This is a genomic window from Legionella gratiana (assembly GCF_001467695.1).
In the GTDB taxonomy this organism is placed as follows: domain Bacteria; phylum Pseudomonadota; class Gammaproteobacteria; order Legionellales; family Legionellaceae; genus Legionella; species Legionella gratiana.
In genome coordinates this window covers 145,034-169,219 of sequence record NZ_LNYE01000022.1, presented here as the reverse complement: position 1 = coordinate 169,219, position 24,186 = coordinate 145,034, and the positions used below count along the sequence as shown (strand labels likewise).

The following is a 24,186-nucleotide window of genomic DNA, read 5'->3' as shown; positions in this document are numbered from 1 at the left end:
GATTCCTTTCTAAGCAATTGCCTTTATATGGAATGATTTGGGCCTGGTAAGTAAATCATATCCAATTGAAGATAATGTACATCCACGCCCAGAATTCTTGACTCCAGTCCAGGCCAAAGCAGGATCCAAATAATCACAACGATTTATAAAAAAAGTTCCTGTATGCAGTTGTTCACCAAGAGCAATCCCCTGATCAATATCTTTGGTACACACTGTCGCTGTTAATCCATAAATACTATCATTCATTAATGCTATAGCTTCCTCATCACTATCAACAGACATAATTCCAACAACGGGTCCAAATGTCTCTTCGGTCATGACACGCATTTTATGGTTTACTTCAGTTAAGATTTGAGGAGCCATATAAGCAGATCCCGGTTTATCCATCGCAAAATTTCGACTGTCAATATGTGCTACAGCACCTTGTGCAAGTGCCTCTTGAATTTGTGTGCGAACAAACTCAGCAGCAGAGGGACGAACGAGTGGTCCTAGGGTTGTTTCCGGATCATCCGGGCGTCCAAGCTTATATCGGTTAACAAGCACTACGGCTTTATTGACAAAATGGTGATAAACATCTTTATGGACATAAATACGCTCAATACCACAGCATGATTGGCCAGAATTAAAAAATGCTCCATCCATAAGTACCTCTACGGCATTATCAATATCTGCATCAAAGCGCACATAGGCAGGATCTTTTCCTCCCAGTTCCAGACCTACTTGAATAAAGCGTCCAGCCGTTACACGCTCTACCATCTCACCCCCGGCAACAGAACCTGTGAAAGCAACGTGATCTATAATTGGATTGCGTATTATTTTTTCAGTATCTGAGTGTGTCACATGTATATATTGAAAAACCCCCTCAGGAAGACCTGATGCTTCAAAAGCGTGAGCAAATCGTTCAGCTACTAGTGGTGTTTGCGCAGAATGTTTGAGTAATACTACATTGCCCGCCATGAGAGCTGGGATAATTGCATTCACCGCAGTAAGGTAAGGATAGTTCCAAGGCGCAATGACCAAGGAAATTCCCAGTGGTTCGCGTTTAATATAACGAATAAATCCTGACTTTTCAGGTAATTTAATTGGAGCAAGTGCAGTATTTGCCGCTGTAATCATATAGCGGGCTCGCTCCTCTAAACCATTAATCTCTCCTTCGGCATAGCGGATTGGTCTACCCATTTGCCAACAAATTTCTTTAGCAATCTCTTTTTTATTTGCAACTAAGAAATCAACCGCAGCATTACAATACTTTTCACGTTCAGCAACGGTTGTGGCTGCCCACCATTTTTTTATAGTTAACGCCTTATCAAGAACATATTGAATCTCATTGTCGCTTGCAAAAGTACGTTCTACATAAAGAGAATTATCCACGGGAGAAAAGGTTTTCAATGTATCCATCATGATCGATCCTTTAAATAATGTGAGTTTGATATAAAAAAATACTTTATATCAAACTCACGTTAAATAATTTCAAAATAGCGATCTAATTCCCAGTCAGTAATATGGCGACAAAATTCCCGCTCTTCCCATTCTCGAGTAGCAGTAAAATGATCCACAAAGGGATCACCAAATAATGAACGGGCGACTTTTGATCCTTTAAGACGGGTAGAAGCTTCCCCAAGTGTTCGTGGTAAAGTAAGTTCTTCTTGGTGACTTTGTACGTAAGAATTGCCTTTAATTTCTGAATGAAGTTCTAACTCTTGTTCCATACCATACAAGCCCGAACCTAAGGCTGCCGCCAAAGCCAAATAAGGATTTGAGTCTGCTGAACCTAAACGATACTCGATGCGCTGCGATTTATCATTTCCTGGGATAACGCGCAGTGCTGTAGTTCTATTTTCTATGCCCCAAGTAGCATTGGTTGGAGCCCAAAATCCAGGAATAAGTCGGGTAAAACTGTTTACTGTAGGAGCAACCATTGCTAGTAACTCAGGCATCAGCATTTGCTGTCCTGCAATAAAATGTCGTTGAAGTTTGCTCATATTATATTGCATCGAAGAATCATAAAAAGCATTTCCCCCTTCTTTATGTCGCAAAGAAAGATGTATGTGCCCACTCTGTCCAGGATAATTAGGAGACCACTTAGCCATAAAAGTTGCCATTTTATGGTTACGCTGTGCCAAAACTTTCATAAAAGTTTTAAACAATGCAGCCTTATCTCCAGCTACATCAATCTTATCTACAGCAATAGCCGCCTCTATTACTCCAGGGCCTGATTCTGCATGGAGACTTTCAATAGGGAAATCCATAACCTCACCCATCTCAAGAATTTGGTGATATAAATCGGCATAAACGGTGTTACGAATCATGGAATACCCAAAAAAATCAGGAGTCATAGGTTTTAAATCACGAAAACCTTTAGCACGGATACTCTCTGGCGTTTCATCGAACATAAAAAATTCATATTCTAATGCTGCATACGCTTCGAACCCCATAGCATCAGCCTTCTGAAGCACGCGTCGAAGCAAAGCTCGCGGACATATGGCCTCTGCATCCCCAGAAAATTCAGCCATGAATAAAAGTTGATTCTCCTCAAAAACAAGATCCCGGCAAGTTTCTGGCAAGATACGTACTAAAGTATCCGGATAACCTGTATGCCAACCTGTATAAGTTCCATTATCATAAAGTTTATTTTTGGAATCCCAACCTAAAATTACATTACAAAAAGAAAAACCATTATCAAGCGCAGAAAAGAATTTATTTCTACTCATATACTTGCCGAGCATCACTCCATCCATGTCAAATAAGCCTACTTTGACATGAGAAAGATTGCGCTCCTTAACTATTTGTTTTGCTGCATCAACGGTTTTAATATCCCTGGGAGTTAACATGGCATATCCTTTGCATGTATTATAATTAACGTTAATTAATTGATAATAGCCTAGATTATGTTATTGAATCCAGGCTTATTTTTTTTAACTTTTGGAAATTTTAAGGCACTCAACTAATTGCGTAAGTATTGCACATACGGTATGATTCCCTCATTCTAACTACTCATAACGCAATCACTAACAAAAAATAAAATTATGTCAAATCATATAATTGCTGATGTACCCGAATCCCTGTATCATTTTCTTCATCAAGTAGATTTGGAGTATCGACAATCTATTGCTTCTATTCCTTTATTTAATCCCCAAGAAACGTGCACATGGGACAAAGAGCAAAAGAAAATTTTTGCGTCTGTTTTTTATCATTTAAGAGGACACTTTATTAATTTTCTTTGGTATATTGCTAATTTTTCTAACAACGAACTCACTAAAAAAATCATTCTAGAAAATCTTCATGAAGAATTAGGAATGGGGAATTGTTTTTCACATGAGATGCTTTATGAACGTTTTGCTAAGGAATGTGGTGTGGATATTCATGATGAGATAGTTAATGAAACTCACTACTTACCTTTCGCGAAAAATTTTAATAAATCCCATTTACAATGGCTATCTGCACATGAAGAAGACGAAAGGATTTCTGCTTTTGCCGCCTACGAACGTCTTGATAATTTAGACTATCCTTATTTGGTGAACATGGCTGACTCCATTCAGTTAAGTCAGCATGCAAAAACTTTTTTTAGAGTCCACACTCATGTAACGCACTTTGACTCAACGCTTAGTTTAATTCTACCTATTTGGGAAAAAACACCCAATAAAATAATCAAATCATTTGACTTCATCTACAAACACCAACAACAGATGTGGAATAATTTATCCAATTATATGTTCGCTTTAGCTCCGTTAGAAGCAATTTAAGTTAGGGTCAGTTGACAATTCGCTAGACTGCCAGAATAGTAGAATTGTCAACTGACCCTAATCAATTTTAGGAAATTTTACAGTGAAATGGGCAAATTCGTTTAGTTTTCCCTTACAAAAAATATCACCACCGGCTTCTTGCATCAGCAACTTGCAATAGGCCAATCCTAAACCTGTGCCATTTTGGCGTTCGGAATAAAAACGCTCAAATATTTTTTCGAAATTTTTAGAGTATATGCCCCGAGCTGTATCCTTAACGTGAAGGTAATTGAAATTATCTTTTCCTGCACCAATTTCTAACCAAATAGAAATAATTCCTTTGCCTGTTTCTTCAATGTATTCAAGACTATTTTTTAATAAATTCCATAGGAGATTCTTAAATGCTAACTCTTCTAACCAAATGGGAAAATTGTTCTCATAACTAACATGGATAAGCGACTTTTGAGTTTCTTTTAATGGATAATCATCGACAGCCCTTTCAATTAAGTTATGTATTGGATAAATACTGAAATTACTTGTATTGAACTTATTATGGCGTATATTACTTAACTGCATACTAATAATACGATTACTTGTTTCTATTCCTCGAGTAATCTTATTTAAACTTTCTTGTAAATCATTTCTTATCTCTGAATTTTTAATTTTATTCAAAATAATTGCCTGTAATTCAGCTTGCAAATAAATACTAGCTAATGGTGTACGCAGATCATGCGCAATACTACTCGCCAACATACGCATCCCCGAAAGACGGCCAGCAATAATAATTTCTCTATCCCGCGCAAACAAAACACCAATAACAACTGCAGCAATGCAAGTCATCGATAAACTAAATAATGAAATAGTACCTGGTATATATTCCATCACCCGATGGGATATAAAATAAGAAAAAAATGCAAGCCCACATCCTCCAAAAATAAGGATAAGAGATCCTAAGGCACTAGTAACTAATAAAAGAAAAAAAATAGCAGAAACACAATTCATTAACCACAACGTGGAACAATGATTGATTAGCGTTAAATAGCAAAAGAAATAAGGCAAACAAAATAATAAAACGAGATACCAAAAAAGAGGTAGCCACTTCAATAATGAATGAGGCCAAAATCGATTTAAAGCCAAACAAGCACAAAGAAAAGTAGCAATAAGACGCAAGCAAAACTCTTCGCTCAGTTGAAAACGTTCAAACTTCCAAAAAACACCAAATAACGGATAGTTGATCATCATCACAATGCCAAATAATGTAATCTGATGACTGGCATCTTCCGTCTGCTTTGATAAATATTGATAAATAATAGATAAACTCTCTTTTAACCGCTTCATTATCCCACTCATCGTTTTAACCGACTAAGAATATCATATTTCCGCTCCTTTTCTATGTTGTAGATGTAAATCATTTCTACACTATAAAACACCCTACTCTATCTCACCTGATTTTGTTAAAATCATCGAAATTTAATTCAAGCAAAACGTTTTATGACAACTCCTCATACTCCCATGATGCAGCAGTATTTACGCATCAAATCAGAATATCCCGATATGCTTTTACTTTATCGTATGGGGGATTTTTACGAACTCTTTTTTGATGATGCGAAACGTGCTTCCCAATTATTAGATCTTACTTTGACTCATCGTGGTCAATCTGCAGATAAACCTATTCCTATGGCTGGTGTTCCTTATCATGCTGTGGAAAATTATTTAGCCAGACTTATAAAAAAAGGTGAATCAGTAGCTATTTGCGAACAAATAGGTGATCCTGCAACAAGTAAAGGACCTGTTGAGCGACAAGTTACTCGTATTATTACTCCTGGAACAGTCATTGATGAAGCCCTTTTAGATGCGAAGAAAGATAACATCCTATTAGCAGTTCACCAACAAAAGCAAAAAATTGGCTTAGCTTGGGTAGACCTAAGTAGCGGTCGTTTTCATTTATTAGAACTTTCTCAAAATAATCAGCTTAGTGCAGAGCTCACCAGGCTACAACCTGCAGAATTGCTTTTACAAGAAGGTTCTGCATTAGAAGAATATTGTTCTAATTTTCCAGTTAAATTAAGGCCTGGGTGGGAGTTTCATTTTGATAGAGCCAAAAAACTTTTGTGCGAGCAATTTTCAGTAAATGATCTCTCTGCTTTTGGCGAACGCGATTACCCTACCGCTTTAGTAGCAGCTGGATCCTTATTGTCTTATTTGCACACCACACAAAAACAAGCCTTACCTCATTTAACAACGATCACTCTTGAAAATACCCATGATTATTTACAACTCGATGCCGCAACACAAAAGCATTTAGAATTATTTGAAAATATCAGCGGTACTCAAGAAAACAGTTTAATTTCTATCTTAGATAAAACGGCCTCCTGCATGGGTAGTCGTTTACTAAAACGCTGGCTAGGGAGGCCACTAAAACAACATCATCTTATCCAAGAACGCCAACAGGCTATTGAAGAAATGATTCAGTTACAACAAGCCACTACGCTCCATCATTTACTCAAGCAAATTTGTGATGTAGAACGAATTGTCTCCCGTATCGCTTTAAAATCAGCACGTCCTCGTGATTTATTAGTCTTAAATCATACTTTAGCTTTGCTTCCCGAGCTCGGTGCTACGCTTGCTAACAATCAGAGCACACTTACAGTACTCTTAAAAAAATATTTAAAACCATTACCAGAGTTGCACGAATTACTCACATCAGCCATCGTTGAAAATCCACCCATGCTCATTCGTGATGGTGGGGTAATCGCCCCTGGTTTTGATGAAGAACTTGATGAATTAAAAATGCTGAGTACGCGTGCTAATGAAAAATTAATTCATTTAGAACAACAGGAAAAACAACATACTGGCTTGTCCACCCTGAAATTTGGTTTTAATAATGTCCAGGGTTATTACATTGAATTGTCTAAAGCTCAATCTGAAAAAGTACCCTCCCATTACCATAGAAAACAAACGTTAAAAAATGTGGAGCGTTATATTACTCCAGAATTGAAACAATTCGAAGAGAAAGTATTATCAGCACAAGTCAAAGCTTTGGCACGCGAAAAATGGCTTTATGAACATTTACTCATCGAAATTCAAAAAAATATCAATGAGTTAAGTCAATTAGCAAAAACGTTGGCTCAACTGGATGTATTAACAACGCTTGCTGAACGAGCACAAAGCCTCAATTGGTCTTGCCCAAAACTGGTCTCTGAATCACAAATTTCTATTAAAGCAGCCCGCCATCCTGTGATCGAACATTTATTGCAAGAGCGTTTTATTGCTAATGACTTACATCTGGATCCATCACAAAACATTTTACTGATTACAGGCCCTAATATGGGTGGTAAATCAACTTATATGCGTCAAACTGCCCTAATTGTTCTTTTAGCACATATAGGTAGTTTCGTACCCGCTGCATCTGCAACTTTAGGCCCAATAGACAGAATTTTTACGCGTATAGGTGCAAGTGACGATTTAGCATCAGGGCGCTCTACTTTTATGGTGGAAATGACAGAAACAGCACAAATTTTGAGACAAGCTACACATGAAAGCTTAGTGTTAATTGATGAAATTGGCCGGGGTACTAGTACTTATGATGGTATGGCTCTAGCCTATGCCAGCTGTACTTATCTTGCAACAACCATTAAAGCATATACTTTATTCTCTACCCATTACTTTGAGTTAACCAATCTTCCACAACAGTGGCCTTGCATCCGTAATGTCCACTTACAAGCATCATTAGATACTGGACGTATTGTTTTTTTATATCGTGTTGAATCGGGTTATGCAAATCGAAGTTATGGCTTAGAGGTAGCAGAGCTTGCAGGCATACCCGCTGAAGTTTTAAAAATTGCTCATGCACACCTAAAGAATATGCAAACTGCTCTCCCTAATACTCAAGCACAATCCAAAGCTCAAGTGCATCCACGCTCACCTATTTTACAAGAACTCGCAAAGCTTGATCCGGATCGACTGACCGCTCGAGAAGCACTTGATTTAATTTATCGATTTAAAAACATGGAAACAATTGATATATAGCTGTATATTCTTAAGCTTGTCTGATGCAGATAAGAGACCTTTTTTGTAAGCAGGTACCTAAACTATCGTGAAAAAACTCATCTATCTGATACTCCTCATGATTTGTTTTGCACTTTTTGCTAAAGATAATAGTGTTCCAATATTGATGACGCTTCATGGAGTTTCTGGAAAAGTAGAGGCTAATGTTGAAAAACGTTTGCATGAATTACAGAAATTAAAGCCCCTTGCTCAATTCAGCTTAGATGATTTACGAGAGCAAGTTCTACAAGCGATTCAACCTTTTGGTTATTTTAAAGCGGACGTTGTTATCCAAAGACCAACAATGCAAAACTTGATTATTATCATCCATCCTGGTCCACAAATCATAATTTCAAAGATTCGGATCGAACTAATTGGTGAAGGAACACAAAATCCTGCTCTGCGCGAAGTCATAAAAAAAGTTCCCTTAATGCAAGGTACTCCGCTTTTCACGGAGCAATATGAACAAACTAAATTAAAGCTCATCGATACAGCAGAAAATCAAGGTTACTTACATGCTCGTTTTCAGAAAAATGAAATTTTAATTGATGAAGAAAATTACACAGCAGAAATTACTCTTATTCTTGATACAGGCCAGCTTTATTACTTTGGACAAGTTCAATTTGATCCCACCTATATCCACCCTAAATTATTACATCGCTTTGTACCTTTTCATCCTGGCCAGGTTTATTCAGCTGACAAAATACTTCAATTAAATAATGAATTATCCAATAGCGGCTATTTTAGCTCTGTACTTGTAAAACCGCAGATTTCAGAAGATTCAACAGTGCCTATTCAGATCCATACTGAGCCAGTATCTAAATATTCTTATACCTTAGGTGCAGGTTATGGAACTGATACGGGTGTACGTGGTCGAGCTGCTTTACATGTAGTTCCAGTGAACCGTCAAGGACATAAATTTAATCTGTTGGCACAAGGATCTTTTGTACAAAATGCATTGCAGGCTCAATATGTTATTCCTGGCCAAAATCCCGTAACTGATCAATACACACTTACAGGTAACTTTTCTAATTTAAACTACAGTGCGGGTTATAGTAACTCATTTCTTGTATCGCTTGCTCAACAACATCATGTAAAAAATTATCAACGTACTTTATCGCTCAACACCCTATACGAAGGATTTCATTACGCATTACAACACGATACAAAGCAATTTCTACTTTATCCTAAAGCAACGTTCTCTTTTAGCAAAACAAAAGACTTACTCTTTTCACCTACAGGTTATAACCTCACCATTAATGGCCTTGCTGCGAATCAAATTGCTTTATCAACAATTAATTACGCACAAACCTCATTGGATGCAAAAGCAGCAATAAGAATAGAACCTTTGCGTTTACGACTTTATGGACATGCCCTTCAAGGATTTATTGCAATCAATAATATCGAGCAACAACCCTTATCACTTGCATTACTTTTAGGAGGAACAGATAATTTAAAGGCATTTAGCTTTAACTCAATAGGACCAAGTAGAATAATTAGCTACGCAGGTTTTGAAGTTCAAAAGGAAACCATAAAAAATTGGTATCTTGTTGCATTTTATGATGCTGGTGCCATTTATAATCCGAATCCAATGAAAAGTTATTATGATGCAGGTGGTGGTTTAATGTGGGTTTCTCCCATAGGTCCAATTAAAGTGGGATTAGCGCAAGCGATTAATAATCGATGGCAACGTGATAGTAACAGCCCTCGATTAGTAATTAGTATGGGACCCGATTTATGATCCGAGTACTCGTAAAAACAGTTAATTTTACTCTTTCACTACTCATCATACTGGGTTTAATTGTTGTTTTTTTATTTGCTACTACACCAGGTTTACTCTGTGTGATTGAATTATGTCGATTTTACGTTCCAGGCACACTCAAAATCCAACATATTGAAGGCAGCCTCATCAATAATTTTACGATAGGAACGCTCGAATATCAAAATAAGTCGCTTAAAGTAAAAATAAAACAATTAAATGTGCAATGGCATCCTCATTCTTTGCGAGAAAATCAACGACTGACCGCTCAATGGCATGATCTAAAATGGAAGAATGCAGCAGATAAAATAATAGAAAGCAAAAAAGGAACCGTAATCGCGACAGGTATCTTACCTAACTTACAAATCAATTTGAATACTAAAGTCACAACTGCGTTGAAAAATCATTGGACTATGGACGCCAAAATTAGCGGAACCATGCCCTGGCTATGGACTTTTGATGCTAATCTAACGCAACCTCAGTCTTCATCTACCCAAGATACTCTTTTATATACTAACTTATCAGCTAAAGGGGAAATTAAAGCGAAGAATAAAGGAAATTTATTCCTCACCATAGGTCCTGGTTTTTATCATGAACCTGATAATACTATTCCTATACTGCATTTTAAAGGAGGAACAGTAAAAGTAACACTTGCTCCTGAAAAACTTGAAGGTTCAGGTATTTTAGTTGTTGATGAACATAAAAATTTAAACATGCATTTTCAATTACCTAAATTTGCTCTTAATAGCGGCTTTTCCGATAACCAACTTATAAATAGCAAATTATCATTAAATATAAACTCATTAGACTTCTTACACACCATAAGTCCGGAACTAAAGACACTCAAAGGACAATTGACTATCTCATTAAACATGACCGGTACGGTGAAGAAAAGGAAAATCGAAAGCCAATTAATACTCAGCAAAGCCAGTTTTTCTTTACCTGAGCTCGGAATCAATTTGGATACCTTAGAACTTAATGTTCTTGGTAAAGATAAATTTTGGGAAGCCAGCGGTTCAGTTATCTCTGCCGGCCATCATCTATCACTTTCAGGAAAAGGAACACTAAGCCGTCAATTTACAGGAGACCTCACCCTCGAGGGTAATGATTTTCCATTCATCAATACCAGTGAGTATCAAATCCATATTTCCCCAAAACTTAATCTTCATCTAACCCCTACTATACGTGCACTTTCTGGTACTGTTTTTGTCCCTTATGCTGAAATTAAACCTCGAACTTTTCACAACAGTATTTCATTACCCGAAGATGTAGTTTATAAACGCAAAGAAAACTCTACTCCTCCTATGACTTTTCTGAGTAGTATGGACATTGCTATTGAAATGGGTAAAGAAGTTGCCGTCAATGCTAAAGGATTAAAAGGCTTTTTAGATGGAACACTCCATACAAAACAACTACAGGAGGGATCAATTAATGCATATGGTGAATTGTCGATTAGAGACGGTACGTATAAAGCGTACGGTCAAGAGTTAGCAATAAAACAAGGACAATTAATTTTTACCGGTGGCCTCATCAATAACCCAGGAATTAATGTACGAGCTGCAAAAAAAATCAACAGAACACCCACCACTTTTTCCAGTTCAAGCCAACTTTTAGATTTTAATAGCACCAATCTGCAAAATATCAATTATGGTGAAACAATGACTCTAGGTGTAGAAGTAACTGGGCGCCTAACCCAGCCCAAAATTCAATTATTCTCTGAGCCTGCTGTTCTTTCACAAGCGGATATTCTGTCTATGCTTATTCTTGGCCGCCCAGCGAATCAAGCCAACAAAGCTGGGGCGCAATTACTTTTAACAGCGATAACTTCAATGAGCCTAAGTGGTACTACAAACAGCTTCCGACTTTTGGAACAACTAAAAGAGAGTGCGGGCATTGATTTTAATGTGCAAACGAATACAAATTATAATCAATTAAACAATACTGCAAGCGACAGTACTTCGTTTATGGTAGGAAAGTCTCTCTCGAAACGGCTGTATTTAAGTTATAATATTGGTCTTTCGCAAACAGATACAAATATATTGACACTTAGATACCTGCTTAACAAATTTTTTAGTATCCAAATAAGTAACAGTGATACCAGTAGTGCCATTGACGTTTTATATACATCCAGGAAAGGAAATAGTACTAAGAAAAAAAAGCGTCCTTCTTAAACAAAATAAATCAGGAGAATTCATTTTCATGACCGATTACACTATACCACTGAGATTAACTCGCTTAAGAAGTAGCCCCATGTCTCGTGCTTTGATCAAAGAAACACGATTACATACCCAACAATTTATTGCTCCTTTATTCATCAGTGAGAAACTTAGTGAACCTCAAGCAATTAGTGCTATGCCTGGCCAATTTCAATTAAGCCTCAATTGCATTCCACATGAAATTGAAACAATTAGCAAATTAGGCATTCCTGCCGTATTACTGTTTGGTATTCCCAAACGCAAAGATGCTTTTGGCAGTGAATCTTTTAATGATGAAGGAATTATTCAACAAGCGATAAGAAAAATTCGTACTGTTAATAAAGACCTATTAATTATTACCGACCTCTGCTTTTGTGAGTATACCGATCATGGCCACTGTGGGGTTCTTAATGGAGAGTGTATTGATACGGATAAGACCTTAGATTTTCTAGCAAAACAAGCTATAAGTCATGTCAAAGCTGGAGCAGATTGGGTAGCGCCAAGCGGAATGACTGATGGAATGGTCCAAGCAATTCGTCAAGCACTAGATGCTCAAGGATATCAACAAATTCCCATTTTAAGTTATAGCGCTAAATATTGCTCATGTTTTTATGGACCTTTTAGAGAAGCTGCTCAAGGAGCACCACAATTTGGCGATCGTAAAGCATATCAAATGGATCCTGCTAATAGTACTGAGGCCATTAGAGAAACCGCTTTAGATCTTGATGAGGGAGCAGATATGATTATGGTTAAACCTGCTGGTTTTTATCTGGATATCATCGCTAAAATGAAGCAGAACTTCCCAGAAGTACCCTTATGCGCTTATCAAGTAAGTGGTGAATACTCGATGATTAAAATTGCAGCTCAAAACAAACTCATCAATGAAGAACAAGCAATGGTGGAAAGTCTGATTGCTATAAAACGTGCTGGAGCAGATTTTATTATTTCTTATTTTGCCAAAGACATAGCACAGTTACTCAATAAGGGCTCTATAGATAGACACTAAATTATTTTACGATATACTCATGGAGCACCCTACCCTAGGAATGCAGTTAAATCACAATAAAAATGGCTGTTTGAAATTCAATACGCCTCGTAAGTAGATATAACTGCCTTTTTTAGACAACAATGTAGGAAGACAAACCGGTTAAAAGTTATTGATTTTTAGGGTGTTGATAGCTTTCGACCAATTATTTAATGGAGAAAAAGATATAATGAATTTAATTTTTAAAAGTTTTTCAGCAGCCCTTTTCAGTCTAAGTGCTGCAACCACTTTTGCCGCTCCCGAACATTTAATAACTCATAATAACACTTCTGAAGAATCAAACGCTTATATAGCAGGCGCCCCTTCTCTATATCCAACACCGGCGAACACTACAAAAAAAGTTTTCTGGAATCTTGTAAAATTGGCCTGTTACGGACATACCACTAATGGAAAATGTTCCGCATCCATTAAAATGGCTACTAATACTCCCAATCCCATAGATATAGCTGATGTGACCTTAGATCTTAACTCCGGAACAATCACTATAGATAAACAAAAGGATTATAATTATATCTTTACTATCAATGGTCCTGGTGAAGCAACAATCGAAAAAAGATAGTTGGTGCATATATCTTGACACTTGCATAATAAAAAGCCACGATAAGTGGCTTTTTATTACTTAAAATTTCATTAAGATAGTTTATTTTGTTGGTGCTGCAGGAGCTTTATCAATAATCCATGTTAATTGAGCGCCTACTAGATCTGCACTAAAGCTACCCCCCTGAGCATTTACATTATACGTAGAAGTGGGTGACAACACTTGCGTTGAATCAATGCTTGGGTTACTGCCTGCAAATAAATGAGTATATCCGATATCAACACCAATATCGGGTCGCCATTGATAACGAGCACCTACAGCAATAGCCCAACGATCCACGTCAGGTAACCGGATGTTTCTATCTGTATTGTTTGTAGGAGTTTGGTCATACCCACCACCAACACGCAACATCAGCTTTGGGTTAATATGATAATTTGCACCAATTGCTACGCGCCATGCATCATGAAAGTTTTGTGGAACGGCAATATTCACATTTGCTTGGCTCACTTCAAAAGGAAGGGTGTCCGGAAAATGAGGAATAGCTCCTCCAATATTCGGAGCAGCTACATTATTCAATTGAATTAGGTTAAAAACGTGCCAGCCAGTATAGACAACCGATCCTAATAAAGCCAATCGCTCATTGATATCTTGATAACCACTTATAGTAAGTACATCTGGAAATTCTTGAGGATCACTGAATAAATCATCATTTTGACGCGAGGTAGAAGAAGGTAACACAGGCTGAGCTAAGGAGAAATCATCATTAGCTAATATTCCCGATAAACGGCTATGTCCGTAGAAAACATGTCTTACTCTGGATTGATAATTAATACCGATCCGTGTATGGTTGTCATTAAATATCCCCATGACACCAACATGGAAGCCAACACCCCAAGAGGAGCCTTTGTTATAACTTAAAGAATCAACGGTATAAGGATTTTCATCGAGTGCCACAAAAAAAGTCGGTGCACCAACCATTTGATTGAATTTAACGCGCGACCATTGTATGTCAAGGCCTGCACCAAGGGCAAAATGCTCTGTGAGTCGGGTACCTAACTCAGGTGAGAAATTACTCGTTAAGACTTCAGTATAAGTGGCCGAATAACGAACAGGAGAATAAGGTGACCAATCAGTTGCTAAACCAAATGGAGCGGTAACACTAAAGCCAAAAGTAGTACGCTCGCCTAAAGGAAGAGCATAGTGAAATGAAGGAACAAAAGCATTATAACTGCCATTCACTCCTTCAAAATCTTGTACATATTCAATGGCAGGTGGAAAAGGTGCGGGTAAGCCAGTAGCAGTAGTAAACGTACTTGTACCATCAAGTTGCAAAGTTGGAAATATGCCTACACCACCAAAAACTACTTGTTGTTCGCGAAGTAATGCTAAACCTGCAGGGTTATACCACCCTGTTGATGCGTCTGCTGCTTCTGCTGCAGAACCAGCTGCATAGTTACCAGTAGTATACCCGGCACTTTCTCCATACAACGAAAATCCAGCTGCATGCGCCGCACTGGTAGCTAGAACACTAATCACAGCCGAACTAACTAGTGTCCTGAAAGGTTTATGCATATTCTTCACTCCTTAACTCCTTAAATATCATGCCTCAAAATTGAATAAATTAAGTCCGCTGGAAATCGAGTGTACCCTGTTTTCATACCATTAAAAATACTTTTTTCTTATTATATTCAATAGGAAACCAATATTGGCTCAGAATGAATTAATTAAGCTCACAATGGATTGTTAGTGAATTAAGTTACCTAGAGTATCCAAATTATAGTGTGTACTACTTGTGTGATACTTATGTCCATGCTAATGTGTATTAATTTTGTGCGGAAAATACGATGCGACAAATAGTAACTAAATTTGGAGGAACAAGTGTTTCAACTCGCAACACTTGGAATAATATTGCGTCAATCACTCAAAAACATCTGAGCTCTGGAGCACAACCCGTTATTGTATGCTCTGCATTAACACAAATTTCAAATAAACTTGAAAAAGCGATTGATGCTGCATTAATCAATGAACATCAAAGCATTTTAACCGACATTCGTAAAGGGCATCTTGATCTTGCCTCGCAGCTGGAAGTCGATTCTGAATTAATCACTCAAGACCTATATCAACTGGAACAATGGCTTACCGGCATCGCCTTATTGAAACAAGCTCCTGCCAAAACCCACGCACAAATTTTAAGCATGGGTGAACTTATGATGACTCGTCTTGGACATGCATTTTTAGAAAAACAAGGAATTCGTTGCCAATGGTATGATGCACGCGAGCTCTTAACCAGTACGCCATTTCCTGATGGGGACACTGCAAATTACCTGGCTGCACGTTGCGAAAGCGAATATGATTCGAAACTGGTAGAAGCCTTTATCTCCAGTGGTGCTCAAGCAATTATCACTCAGGGCTTTTTTGCTGCAAATCCTCAAGGAGAAACTGTATTATTAGGGCGAGGAGGCTCTGATACTTCAGCAGCATTAATCGCTGCTAAATTGCAAGCAGCGTCTTGTGAAATATGGACTGATGTTCCTGGAATTTATACTGCCAATCCTCATCAACTGCCCCAAGCACGGTTATTAAAAAAATTAAATTATGATGAGGCACAAGAAATTGCTACGATGGGAGCTAAAGTACTACACCCCAATTGCATTCCCCCTGTTCGCCGCGCTAATATTCCGATGTCAGTAAAATTTACACAATTGCCAGGGCACTCTGGAACACTCATCACTAAAGATATTGATGAAACCGCCCCCTTGATCAAATCTATCCAGATTAAAAACAGTATCTTATTGATTTCTATAGACACGTTACACATGTGGCAACAAGTTGGATTTTTATCGGATGTATTTACGGCTTTTAAACATCATGGCTTCTCAGTAGATCTACTTTCATCTTCTGAATTTAACGTCACATTATCCTTGGATATTAACAGTAAGATACATGATCGCCCCGCTATTAATGCGTTATTAGCAGAGTTAAATCAGTTTGGACGTGCAAAACTCATTGAGCCATGCAGTGCAGTAAGCCTTGTTGGTCATCATATTAGAACAGTATTACCTCAACTCGGCCCAGCTTTAGAAGTTTTTGAAGCAAAACAAGTTTATTTGATGTCGCTTGCATCGAATGACTTAAACTTAACGTTTGTTGTTGACGAATCTCAAGCGAATCAGTTATGTCAAAAATTACATCATTTACTTATAGAAAATAATCCACAAATTTTCTATTACTCCAAAAGTTGGCATGAAGAATTTGGTAAACCTACTGCTCGAAATATCCCCTGGTGGGAAAAGGAGCGTGATCGTTTACTCACCGTTGCCACCTCAAATTCGCCTTGTTATGTCTATCATAACCCAACTCAAGCTGCTAAAGCGAAACAGCTATTGGCCTTAAAATCGATTGACGCATTGTTTTACGCCATTAAAGCGAATCCCCATCCAGCTATTTTAAAAACTATGGAAAAGGAAGGAATGGGCTTTGAATGCGTTTCGATTCAAGAATTAGATAGAGTATTAGAACTATTCCCCAATATAGATAAAAAACGTATTTTATTTACACCTAATTTTGCTCCGAAAACAGAGTATGAATATGCATTGAATATAGGTTGTTACATTACTATAGATAGTTTATACCCTCTGGAACATTGGCCTGAATTATTTAAAAATCGAGAAGTCATTATCCGTATTGATCCCGGTACCGGAGCAGGCCATCATAAACATGTCTCAACGGGTGGAAATGAATCAAAATTTGGTATCACACAAAATGACATCGAGCAAGTTGTAGCATTGACCCAAAAACATAATATTCAAGTAGTTGGTTTACATGCACATTCGGGTAGCGGCATTCTCACTCCAGAACTCTGGCAACAAACTGCATCAATGCTTGCATCCCTAACCGAGCAATTTCCACAAGTAAAATCCATCAACTTAGGAGGCGGTTTAGGTGTAGTAGAAAAACCTGGACAACAACCTTTAGACTTTGACAATTTAGATGCCTTATTAATGGCCGTAAAATCACGTTATCCGCAAATTAAAATCTGGCTTGAACCCGGTCGTTTTTTTGTTGCAGAAAGCGGCGTCATTTTAGCTAAGGTCACGCAGTGTAAAGAAAAAGGCAAAGTTAAATTTATTGGTATCGAAACAGGAATGAATTCTTTAATCCGACCTTCTTTATATGGTGCTTATCATGAAATAGTGAACTTAAGTCGATTATATGAAGAAAAAGCTGGATTTTCTCATATTGTAGGACCTATCTGTGAATCAGGCGATACCCTAGGTTATGACCGTTTATTACCCGTTACAGAAGAAGGTGATGTATTATTAATTGCCAATACCGGAGCCTATGGACGTTGCATGAGCTCACATTACAACTTACGCCCTCCCGCACAGGAACTTGTTTTAGAATAAGGAACACGAGCGGAACCCAGATCTTAATGTAGATACTGGGTTCGCTCGCTACTTCTCAAACTACATTTTTGGGAAATGCTATGTTAGTCGATAGTGCTCAACGAAACCAAGCCACCGATCCCTCTTTATCCTTTATCGTTCAAGCACCAGCAGGATCGGGAAAAACTGAAATACTTACTCAACGCTATTTACGGCTATTAAGCACTGTAAAAGCTCCCGAACAAATTATCGCATTAACCTTTACTCGCAAAGCCGCGAGTGAAATGAGAGCGCGTATTCTATTCGCACTACAACAGGCAGCAACTCAGCAAACAGCCAACAGCTTACATCAGCAAATGACGCTTGACTTCGCTCACAAGGCACTTCATCGTGATACCAATTATCAATGGAACTTATTACAGCAACCCAATCGATTACGCGTGATTACCATTGATTCTTTATGTCAGAGTATTAATCAGGCAATTCCTTTATTAGAAAAGCAGATTGCCTACGCGCAAATTACTGATAAAGCGAGCAGCCATTATTTAAATGCCGGTCGACGTTGTATCCAGTATGCACTAGCAACACCGCAATACCAAAAAGCAATAAAAACGCTACTGTTGCATGTTGATAATCGCCAAGATCGATTACTTGAGTTGTTTCGTGAACTATTATCTCAAAGGGATCAATGGCTGATACCTCTATTTCAAGCACGTGCCCAGGAAAAAACAACTTTCGAGCATGCACTGCGGATTATAGAACAACATGAATTAAATCGTTTCAAAAAAAGTCTACCTCAACATGTAGCGAGCGAATTAACGCAACAGGCTCGTCAATTAGCAGTCATAGAAAATAATCCCAATTCTCCTCGTTATCTACTTAGAGACTGGCATGATTTTGAACAAACAAATCAAGAGATGGCAACAGCCTTAAGTAAATTGCTTCTTACAAATGATGCACATTTTCGCAAAAGTTTCGATCATCATGTGGGTCTACTGAGTAGCTCTTGCTCACCGGATGAATACAAAAAACTCAAAAATGCAAGCAAAGAGTTACTCAGTGAACTCAATGAATACCCGGACTTTCTCGAAGCATTAATCCAAGTAAGTAATTTACCCAATCCCCAATACGATCTTGAACAATGGGAAGTGTTACAATCTTTATTTCTATTACTTCCCCTTCTTGTAGGTCATTTGCACGTATTATTTAGTGAAAAGAATGAGGTTGATTTTACCACTATATCCCAGCATGCTTTAGCGGCATTAGGTGATGCAGATCATCCTACTGATTTAGCCTTGTATTTGGATAATGCACTTCATCACATTTTAGTCGATGAATTTCAAGATACCTCCATTACTCAATTTGAATTGTTAACTAAATTAGTACAGGGCTGGCAGGAAGGTGATGGCAAAACTCTTTTTATTGTTGGTGATCCCATGCAATCTATTTATCGCTTTAGACAAGCAGAAGTAGGGTTATTTTTTCGAGCTAAAGAACAAGGCATAGGCTCAGTCAAACTTCACCCGCTCGAATTAAGTTGTAATTTTCGATCCACACCCACTATTGTCGATTGGGTCAATAAACAATTTAATTACATATTCCCGAAACAAATTGATATAGAATCCGGATCAGTTCCATTTCATCCCAGCGTCAATGTCAGTAAGGATAAAGAAAATAGCGCTATTTATGCTATGAAATTTAAAAATCGTGAGCAAGAAGCACAAAAGCTTATTCAATTCATTCAACATGAATTGCAAACCTACCCTAATCACAGCCTTGCCATTCTGGTTCGCTCAAGAACACAATTGAGTGCAATTATTCGCTTGTTGCGCCAACATCAAATTCCCTATCAAGGTACTGATATCACGTTGCTGAGCAATCTAAGCCATTTGCGTGATGTTTGGTCATTAACCCAAGCTTTATTAGCCCCAGCCAACCGCCTTTCATGGCTTGCAGTCCTCCGTAGCCCTTATTGTGGCTTATCTTTATCGGATGTTCATGCCATAGCACGCTTTAATACAAAAAAGTCGATTTATTTTGCTTTATTAAATCTTAATAAAGTTCAAGGTATCAGTGAGGAAGGAAACATTCGAGCTGGTTTTTTGATTCATGTGATGCACCAAGCTCTAACCCAAAGATATGCAACCCAACTTTCCTCATGGATAATTCATACCTTAAAAAAATTACACATAGATAGCCTCTTGAATGAAAACCAACTCAACGATCTCGAACAATTCTGGAACTTGCTCGATCGTTACGAACAAGATGGCCGTTTACCCGATATGAACGAGTTTCTTGTAGAACTCAATAAACTCTATTCACAGCAAACAAACTCCTCACGTTTACATGTGATGACGATCCATAAATCTAAAGGCTTGGAGTTTGATACCGTTTTGTTACCTGGTCTTGGAACACAAGCTAACCATGAAGATAAACCGATGTTACGCTGGCTTAATTTACCCACACAAAACCAAGGCAATTTATTATTGATGTCCCCGATCCATGCAGCACACCAAGAACATTGTGCTTTATATGATTATCTCACTCATTTAGATGAAGTAAAAAGTCGTTATGAAGCACAGCGATTATTATATGTAGCGGTAACCCGAGCAAAATCTCGCTTATATTTAATGGATTGCTCTGAAAAATCGTCTAAAAGTTCATTCCGTAGTCTTCTCAAACAGCAAGAATTTGTTGAAGATGAAACATCATACTTCACTGAAGAAGAAAAACCATCGTTACCCAAACTTCTACGTTTGCCACTCAATTATTATCAAATTAAAAAATCCGATATCCTCTTTAATGCCAATACATCAACATCCTCTTTATCAACCAGTATTCCTCGGTTAATCGGTATAGTCACTCATCAGTTATTACACTGGATCTGTGATAATCATCCAAAAACAACCGCTGAAATTCCCTGGAGTCTACCTCATTATGAATTGAGGAAATTAGGCTTTGATGAAAAAATGCAACACGATGCATTACAAACAATACAAGAACAGATTACCAAGCTCTTTCAAGATCCAACGGGCTCATGGATTATTGCCAAACATCATCAAGAGCGAAATGAATACGAATTGCTAATAGAACAACAAAACAGAGCTATTACTCGTATTATTGATCGCACTTTCGAAGATCAAGACAAATGTTGGATCATCGATTTTAAAACAGGGAAAGAAGATGAATGCTCCTTATTCAAACACCAACAGCAAGTCAATGAATACGGCTTTTATTTATCGAACCGCGCTCATCTTCCTATCTATTGCGGTATTTATTATCTTGCAAGCAATCATTGGGTGAATTGGCGCTATAACCCCATTTATGATGAAATGCCTTAAATCTAAAAGAATGCGGTTGCATCGCAGCAAAAATGTTTGTTAAAGGTAAAATCTAATCCTATGCAATAATACCTCCCTACGTTATTATTACACTTTTGTAACCTTAGCCCTGCGCCCCTTAACTTAATAACGCTGAGACTGATCCATGACCACTGAAAATACTGTAATTCACTTAATGAATACCTTAAAAGACCCATTTCTTGGCCTTACAGGTAAGGACATGAATTTACAGTGCAGCATTGAACCACTTCAAAATCAATTACTTCTGAATCTTACTGCTGGTTTTCCCTCTAGCTTGTTGGAAAAGCAATACAAACCCTTATTGCTTGCAGCACTACAAGCAGAATTCCCAAGCCATCAGGTTGAGGTTCATATCGATCACCGAATCAAAGCACATAGAACACAACTAATTGGCAAAAGCTTACGTGGGGTGAAAAATACGATTGCAATCGCCTCAGGAAAAGGAGGAGTAGGAAAGTCTACGGTAACTGTCAATCTTGCAACTGCATTAGCTCGTCTTGGAGCTCGAGTTGGAATTTTAGATGCTGATATCTATGGTCCAAGTATGCCATTAATGCTTGGTAAGACAGAGCCCGTACAAGTCAAAGAGGATCATTATCTTCCTGTAATAGCTCATGGAATACAAACGATGTCTATCGGTTATTTAATGAATAATGATCAAGCATTAATTTGGCGTGGTCCTATGCTTGCTAAATCGCTTATCCAAATGTTGGATAGTACGCTTTGGGATGATTTAGATTATTTATTCATTGATTTGCCACCTGGAACTGGTGATATTCAACTCACGTTGGTACAAAAAATTCCTCTAACCACAGCCATTGTAGTCACTACGCCACAAAATGTAGCAACACTAGACGCGCAAAAAGCAATAAGTATGTTTTCCAAAACAGGAATTAATGTATTAGGTATCGTAGAAAATATGTCAACACATATTTGCAGCCAATGCGGACATCAGGAAGCAATTTTTGGTACAGGTGGCGCAGAGTCTCTTTGTGCCAACTATCATTCTCTCTTATTGGGTCAACTTCCTTTAGACATACGTATCAGAAGACACTGCGATGAAGGATGCCCTACTGCAACTCACGATCCAAATGAGTTAACGAATGCATTCTTAAAAACCGCAATGAGAAGTGCTGTTGAATTAGCGAAAAAACCAATTAATTACGCCGATAAATTCCCTAAAATTGTTGTTGAGTGAGATCCTTTCAAAGGTATAATAGGAGCGTAAATTGAGTCTAAGTGAAGTAACTGGGATCATAACAATATAAAAATAAAATAAACCATGGAACGATTAATAATAATAATTTTAAGCATCCTCTATTCGTGTTCGGCTTTAGCTAAACCTCCATATCAAATTGATTTAATTGTTTTTACACATCCCAATCAAATCAGTGGGCTAACTATAGATGCTCCTCTCCTCCCACCAAGTTCAAACTCAATATCGTTACGCCCAGATACCGAAAAATCCGGGAAACCGTATCATTTGTTACCCGCCTCTTATTCGAGTTTGCGCGATGAATATTACCTATTAACTCGCAAGGGCCATTATCAAGTACTCGGGCATTATTCATGGAGACAACCGGCAAATAATCAAAGCAAAGTTACCTTACCCTTGGTGGAGCATAATGGTTGGCAAATGCAAGGAACTCTAGATATAAGACAAAGTAACTATTATTCTTTTGATGCAGAACTCCAAGTATCCCCTCCAAGTAATCCGCAAGAATCATTCACAGTGTCACAAAAACAACGCTTAAAAGGGGATGTGATTTATTATTTGGACAATGCACAAATCGGTATGTTGGTTAAAATTCATAAATTATCCTAAAGTTCCTCGCCGTCTTCCGCGAGCGGAAGATCTAAGATACTTATCGTTTACCAGGAGGAAAAACTTGATCAAACACAGTCGCCCCTCCTTCCACAATACGTTGCATTGAAGTATTCATATCTGAAATATTGGCATCAGGTTTTTTGGAAAAGAACCCCCAAAAACCATTACCTGATTGCTGGCGCCGTCCTATTTCGTGCAATCCAAATAATGCTGCAGCTGTTAGAGTCAGTGACGCGAATGGACCTAATCTGGAATAAAAAGGCGACATAAATAAATTTCCAAAACTGATTAATGCACCAGTTTTCACTACTTTTTCAGGATTTATTTGATCTTGAGGCATACCAATTCCTTTGATAAATGGCTATTAATAAATACTAAATCGCATTAAAAATCAATAGATATTAATAAAGTCTATATGAGGTATCAATAAGGATCAAATTGAAGCAATCATATCAGAGACAGAAAAAAGTGATGCGAAAATAATGAGCAATCCATTAGTTAAATTTGGACTCTATAAAACTCAATTTCAGTTAGGGAAGGATCAATGTTTAGAATGTAGTGAAGAATTAGAAAAACAAGAAAACCATGACGACAACCCCCAGACTTTAAGCTGACAAAATTTACCTATGTCATCATGGAAGATTTTCTAGATTTCATGATGACATTCCAGTATTGGACCCTCATAAAAATTATTTAAAATTTATGTAGTTAGTATAAATTACGCCAGCCCAAGAGCTAGGGTTGTTTCTTTCAAGTATGATTATTCGTTTTTTTGTCTTGATAATACTAAGTTATCTGCGATTACTAGGACCTTGCGGAAAGAGTTCATCAAATATAACTTTTCCTCCAACAGCAATATTTGCTGCAGCATTTTGAACTTCTGTACTTTTATCGCCTGTGGCACTACCAAAAAAAGTATTCAAGCTATTTATTCCATTGGCAGTAGGTCTTCTTTTTTTACCGATTTCATGTGCACCATATAAAAAAGCACCCGTAGCAACCAATGCAGCAGATAACCCTATTTTTGCATCAGCCCAATAAAGAGGAGCAAGAACCGTATTCATTAAAGCAGCTAAGGTCACTGTCTTGCCTACATCATCTACATTTATTTTATCTCGTGCCATACCAATTCCTTGTGATAATTATTTTCCAGTACAGACTATTGGAGAGACAATAAAATTGCAAGCATAATTTAATGACCTCTTGTATAGTAAATCAACATTGATCGTGCATTATTGTTTATCATTAGATCAAATAAAAAACATAGTGAATTGAAATAAATTAAAATGAATTTATAATCGCAAT

16 protein-coding genes are annotated in these 24,186 nt (G+C 37.6%); 10 read left to right on the top strand and 6 right to left on the bottom strand.

What is annotated here, in order from left to right:
- Positions 1 to 9: 9 nt before the first annotated feature.
- Positions 10 to 1,401: an aldehyde dehydrogenase family protein gene (locus Lgra_RS08555; protein ID WP_058498847.1), complete on the bottom strand. Its 1,392-nt coding sequence runs from the start codon at positions 1,399 to 1,401 to the stop codon at positions 10 to 12.
- Between the two features lie 59 nt (positions 1,402 to 1,460).
- Complete coding sequence (locus Lgra_RS08550; protein WP_058498846.1) at positions 1,461 to 2,831, bottom strand: glutamine synthetase family protein; 1,371 nt, start codon at positions 2,829 to 2,831, stop codon at positions 1,461 to 1,463.
- 195 nt (positions 2,832 to 3,026) lie between these two features.
- Between Lgra_RS08550 and Lgra_RS08545 the strand changes: the two genes are divergently transcribed.
- Positions 3,027 to 3,743: an iron-containing redox enzyme family protein gene (locus Lgra_RS08545; RefSeq protein ID WP_058498845.1), complete on the top strand. Its 717-nt coding sequence runs from the start codon at positions 3,027 to 3,029 to the stop codon at positions 3,741 to 3,743.
- 57 nt (positions 3,744 to 3,800) lie between these two features.
- Here Lgra_RS08545 and Lgra_RS08540 read toward each other — a convergent pair whose 3' ends face one another.
- Positions 3,801 to 5,060, bottom strand: a complete 1,260-nt coding sequence (locus tag Lgra_RS08540; protein ID WP_058499272.1) for a sensor histidine kinase — start codon at positions 5,058 to 5,060, stop codon at positions 3,801 to 3,803.
- A 153-nt stretch (positions 5,061 to 5,213) separates the two neighbouring features.
- Between Lgra_RS08540 and mutS the strand changes: the two genes are divergently transcribed.
- The 5 genes from mutS to Lgra_RS08515 all read left to right on the top strand — a co-directional run bounded on the left by mutS (position 5,214) and on the right by Lgra_RS08515 (position 13,327).
- Entirely contained in the window at positions 5,214 to 7,751 is a 2,538-nt protein-coding gene (mutS, locus tag Lgra_RS08535) for a DNA mismatch repair protein MutS (RefSeq protein ID WP_058498844.1), read from the top strand.
- Between the two features lie 67 nt (positions 7,752 to 7,818).
- A complete protein-coding gene (locus tag Lgra_RS08530; RefSeq protein WP_058498843.1) occupies positions 7,819 to 9,510 on the top strand; it encodes an autotransporter assembly complex protein TamA in 1,692 nt (563 codons plus the stop codon).
- Positions 9,507 to 11,699, top strand: a complete 2,193-nt coding sequence (locus Lgra_RS08525) for a translocation/assembly module TamB domain-containing protein (protein WP_058498842.1) — start codon at positions 9,507 to 9,509, stop codon at positions 11,697 to 11,699. The genes Lgra_RS08530 and Lgra_RS08525 overlap by 4 nt, the downstream gene beginning before the upstream one ends.
- 28 nt (positions 11,700 to 11,727) lie before the next feature.
- Positions 11,728 to 12,729: a porphobilinogen synthase gene (hemB, locus tag Lgra_RS08520; protein ID WP_058498841.1), complete on the top strand. Its 1,002-nt coding sequence runs from the start codon at positions 11,728 to 11,730 to the stop codon at positions 12,727 to 12,729.
- Between the two features lie 208 nt (positions 12,730 to 12,937).
- Positions 12,938 to 13,327 carry a hypothetical protein gene (locus Lgra_RS08515; RefSeq protein ID WP_058498840.1) on the top strand — a complete coding sequence of 130 codons (390 nt, stop codon included), beginning with the start codon at positions 12,938 to 12,940 and terminating at the stop codon, positions 13,325 to 13,327.
- An 81-nt stretch (positions 13,328 to 13,408) separates the two neighbouring features.
- Here Lgra_RS08515 and Lgra_RS08510 read toward each other — a convergent pair whose 3' ends face one another.
- Positions 13,409 to 14,878: an OmpP1/FadL family transporter gene (locus Lgra_RS08510; protein WP_238584404.1), complete on the bottom strand. Its 1,470-nt coding sequence runs from the start codon at positions 14,876 to 14,878 to the stop codon at positions 13,409 to 13,411.
- A gap of 272 nt (positions 14,879 to 15,150) precedes the next feature.
- Here Lgra_RS08510 and Lgra_RS08505 point away from each other — a divergent pair, with 272 nt between their 5' ends.
- The 4 genes from Lgra_RS08505 (at position 15,151) to Lgra_RS08490 (ending at position 22,878) form a co-directional block, all read left to right on the top strand.
- On the top strand, positions 15,151 to 17,712 hold the full coding sequence (locus Lgra_RS08505) for a bifunctional aspartate kinase/diaminopimelate decarboxylase (protein WP_058498838.1): 2,562 nt from the start codon (positions 15,151 to 15,153) through the stop codon (positions 17,710 to 17,712).
- Positions 17,713 to 17,792: 80 nt separating this feature from the next.
- The gene (locus Lgra_RS08500) at positions 17,793 to 21,032 is read left to right on the top strand and encodes a UvrD-helicase domain-containing protein (RefSeq protein WP_058498837.1); all 3,240 of its coding nucleotides are present in this window, start codon (positions 17,793 to 17,795) and stop codon (positions 21,030 to 21,032) included.
- 145 nt (positions 21,033 to 21,177) lie between these two features.
- Positions 21,178 to 22,251 (top strand): iron-sulfur cluster carrier protein ApbC, encoded by a 1,074-nt coding sequence (gene apbC / locus Lgra_RS08495; RefSeq protein WP_058498836.1) that lies wholly within the window; start codon positions 21,178 to 21,180, stop codon positions 22,249 to 22,251.
- Between the two features lie 84 nt (positions 22,252 to 22,335).
- Complete coding sequence (locus tag Lgra_RS08490; protein ID WP_058498835.1) at positions 22,336 to 22,878, top strand: CsiV family protein; 543 nt, start codon at positions 22,336 to 22,338, stop codon at positions 22,876 to 22,878.
- Between the two features lie 40 nt (positions 22,879 to 22,918).
- Here the strand turns inward: Lgra_RS08490 and Lgra_RS08485 are convergent, their stop codons facing one another.
- Both Lgra_RS08485 and Lgra_RS08480 read right to left on the bottom strand, forming a co-directional pair.
- On the bottom strand, positions 22,919 to 23,221 hold the full coding sequence (locus tag Lgra_RS08485) for a hypothetical protein (protein ID WP_058498834.1): 303 nt from the start codon (positions 23,219 to 23,221) through the stop codon (positions 22,919 to 22,921).
- 451 nt (positions 23,222 to 23,672) lie between these two features.
- Positions 23,673 to 24,005, bottom strand: a complete 333-nt coding sequence (locus Lgra_RS08480) for a hypothetical protein (protein WP_058498833.1) — start codon at positions 24,003 to 24,005, stop codon at positions 23,673 to 23,675.
- Positions 24,006 to 24,186 lie beyond the last annotated feature (181 nt).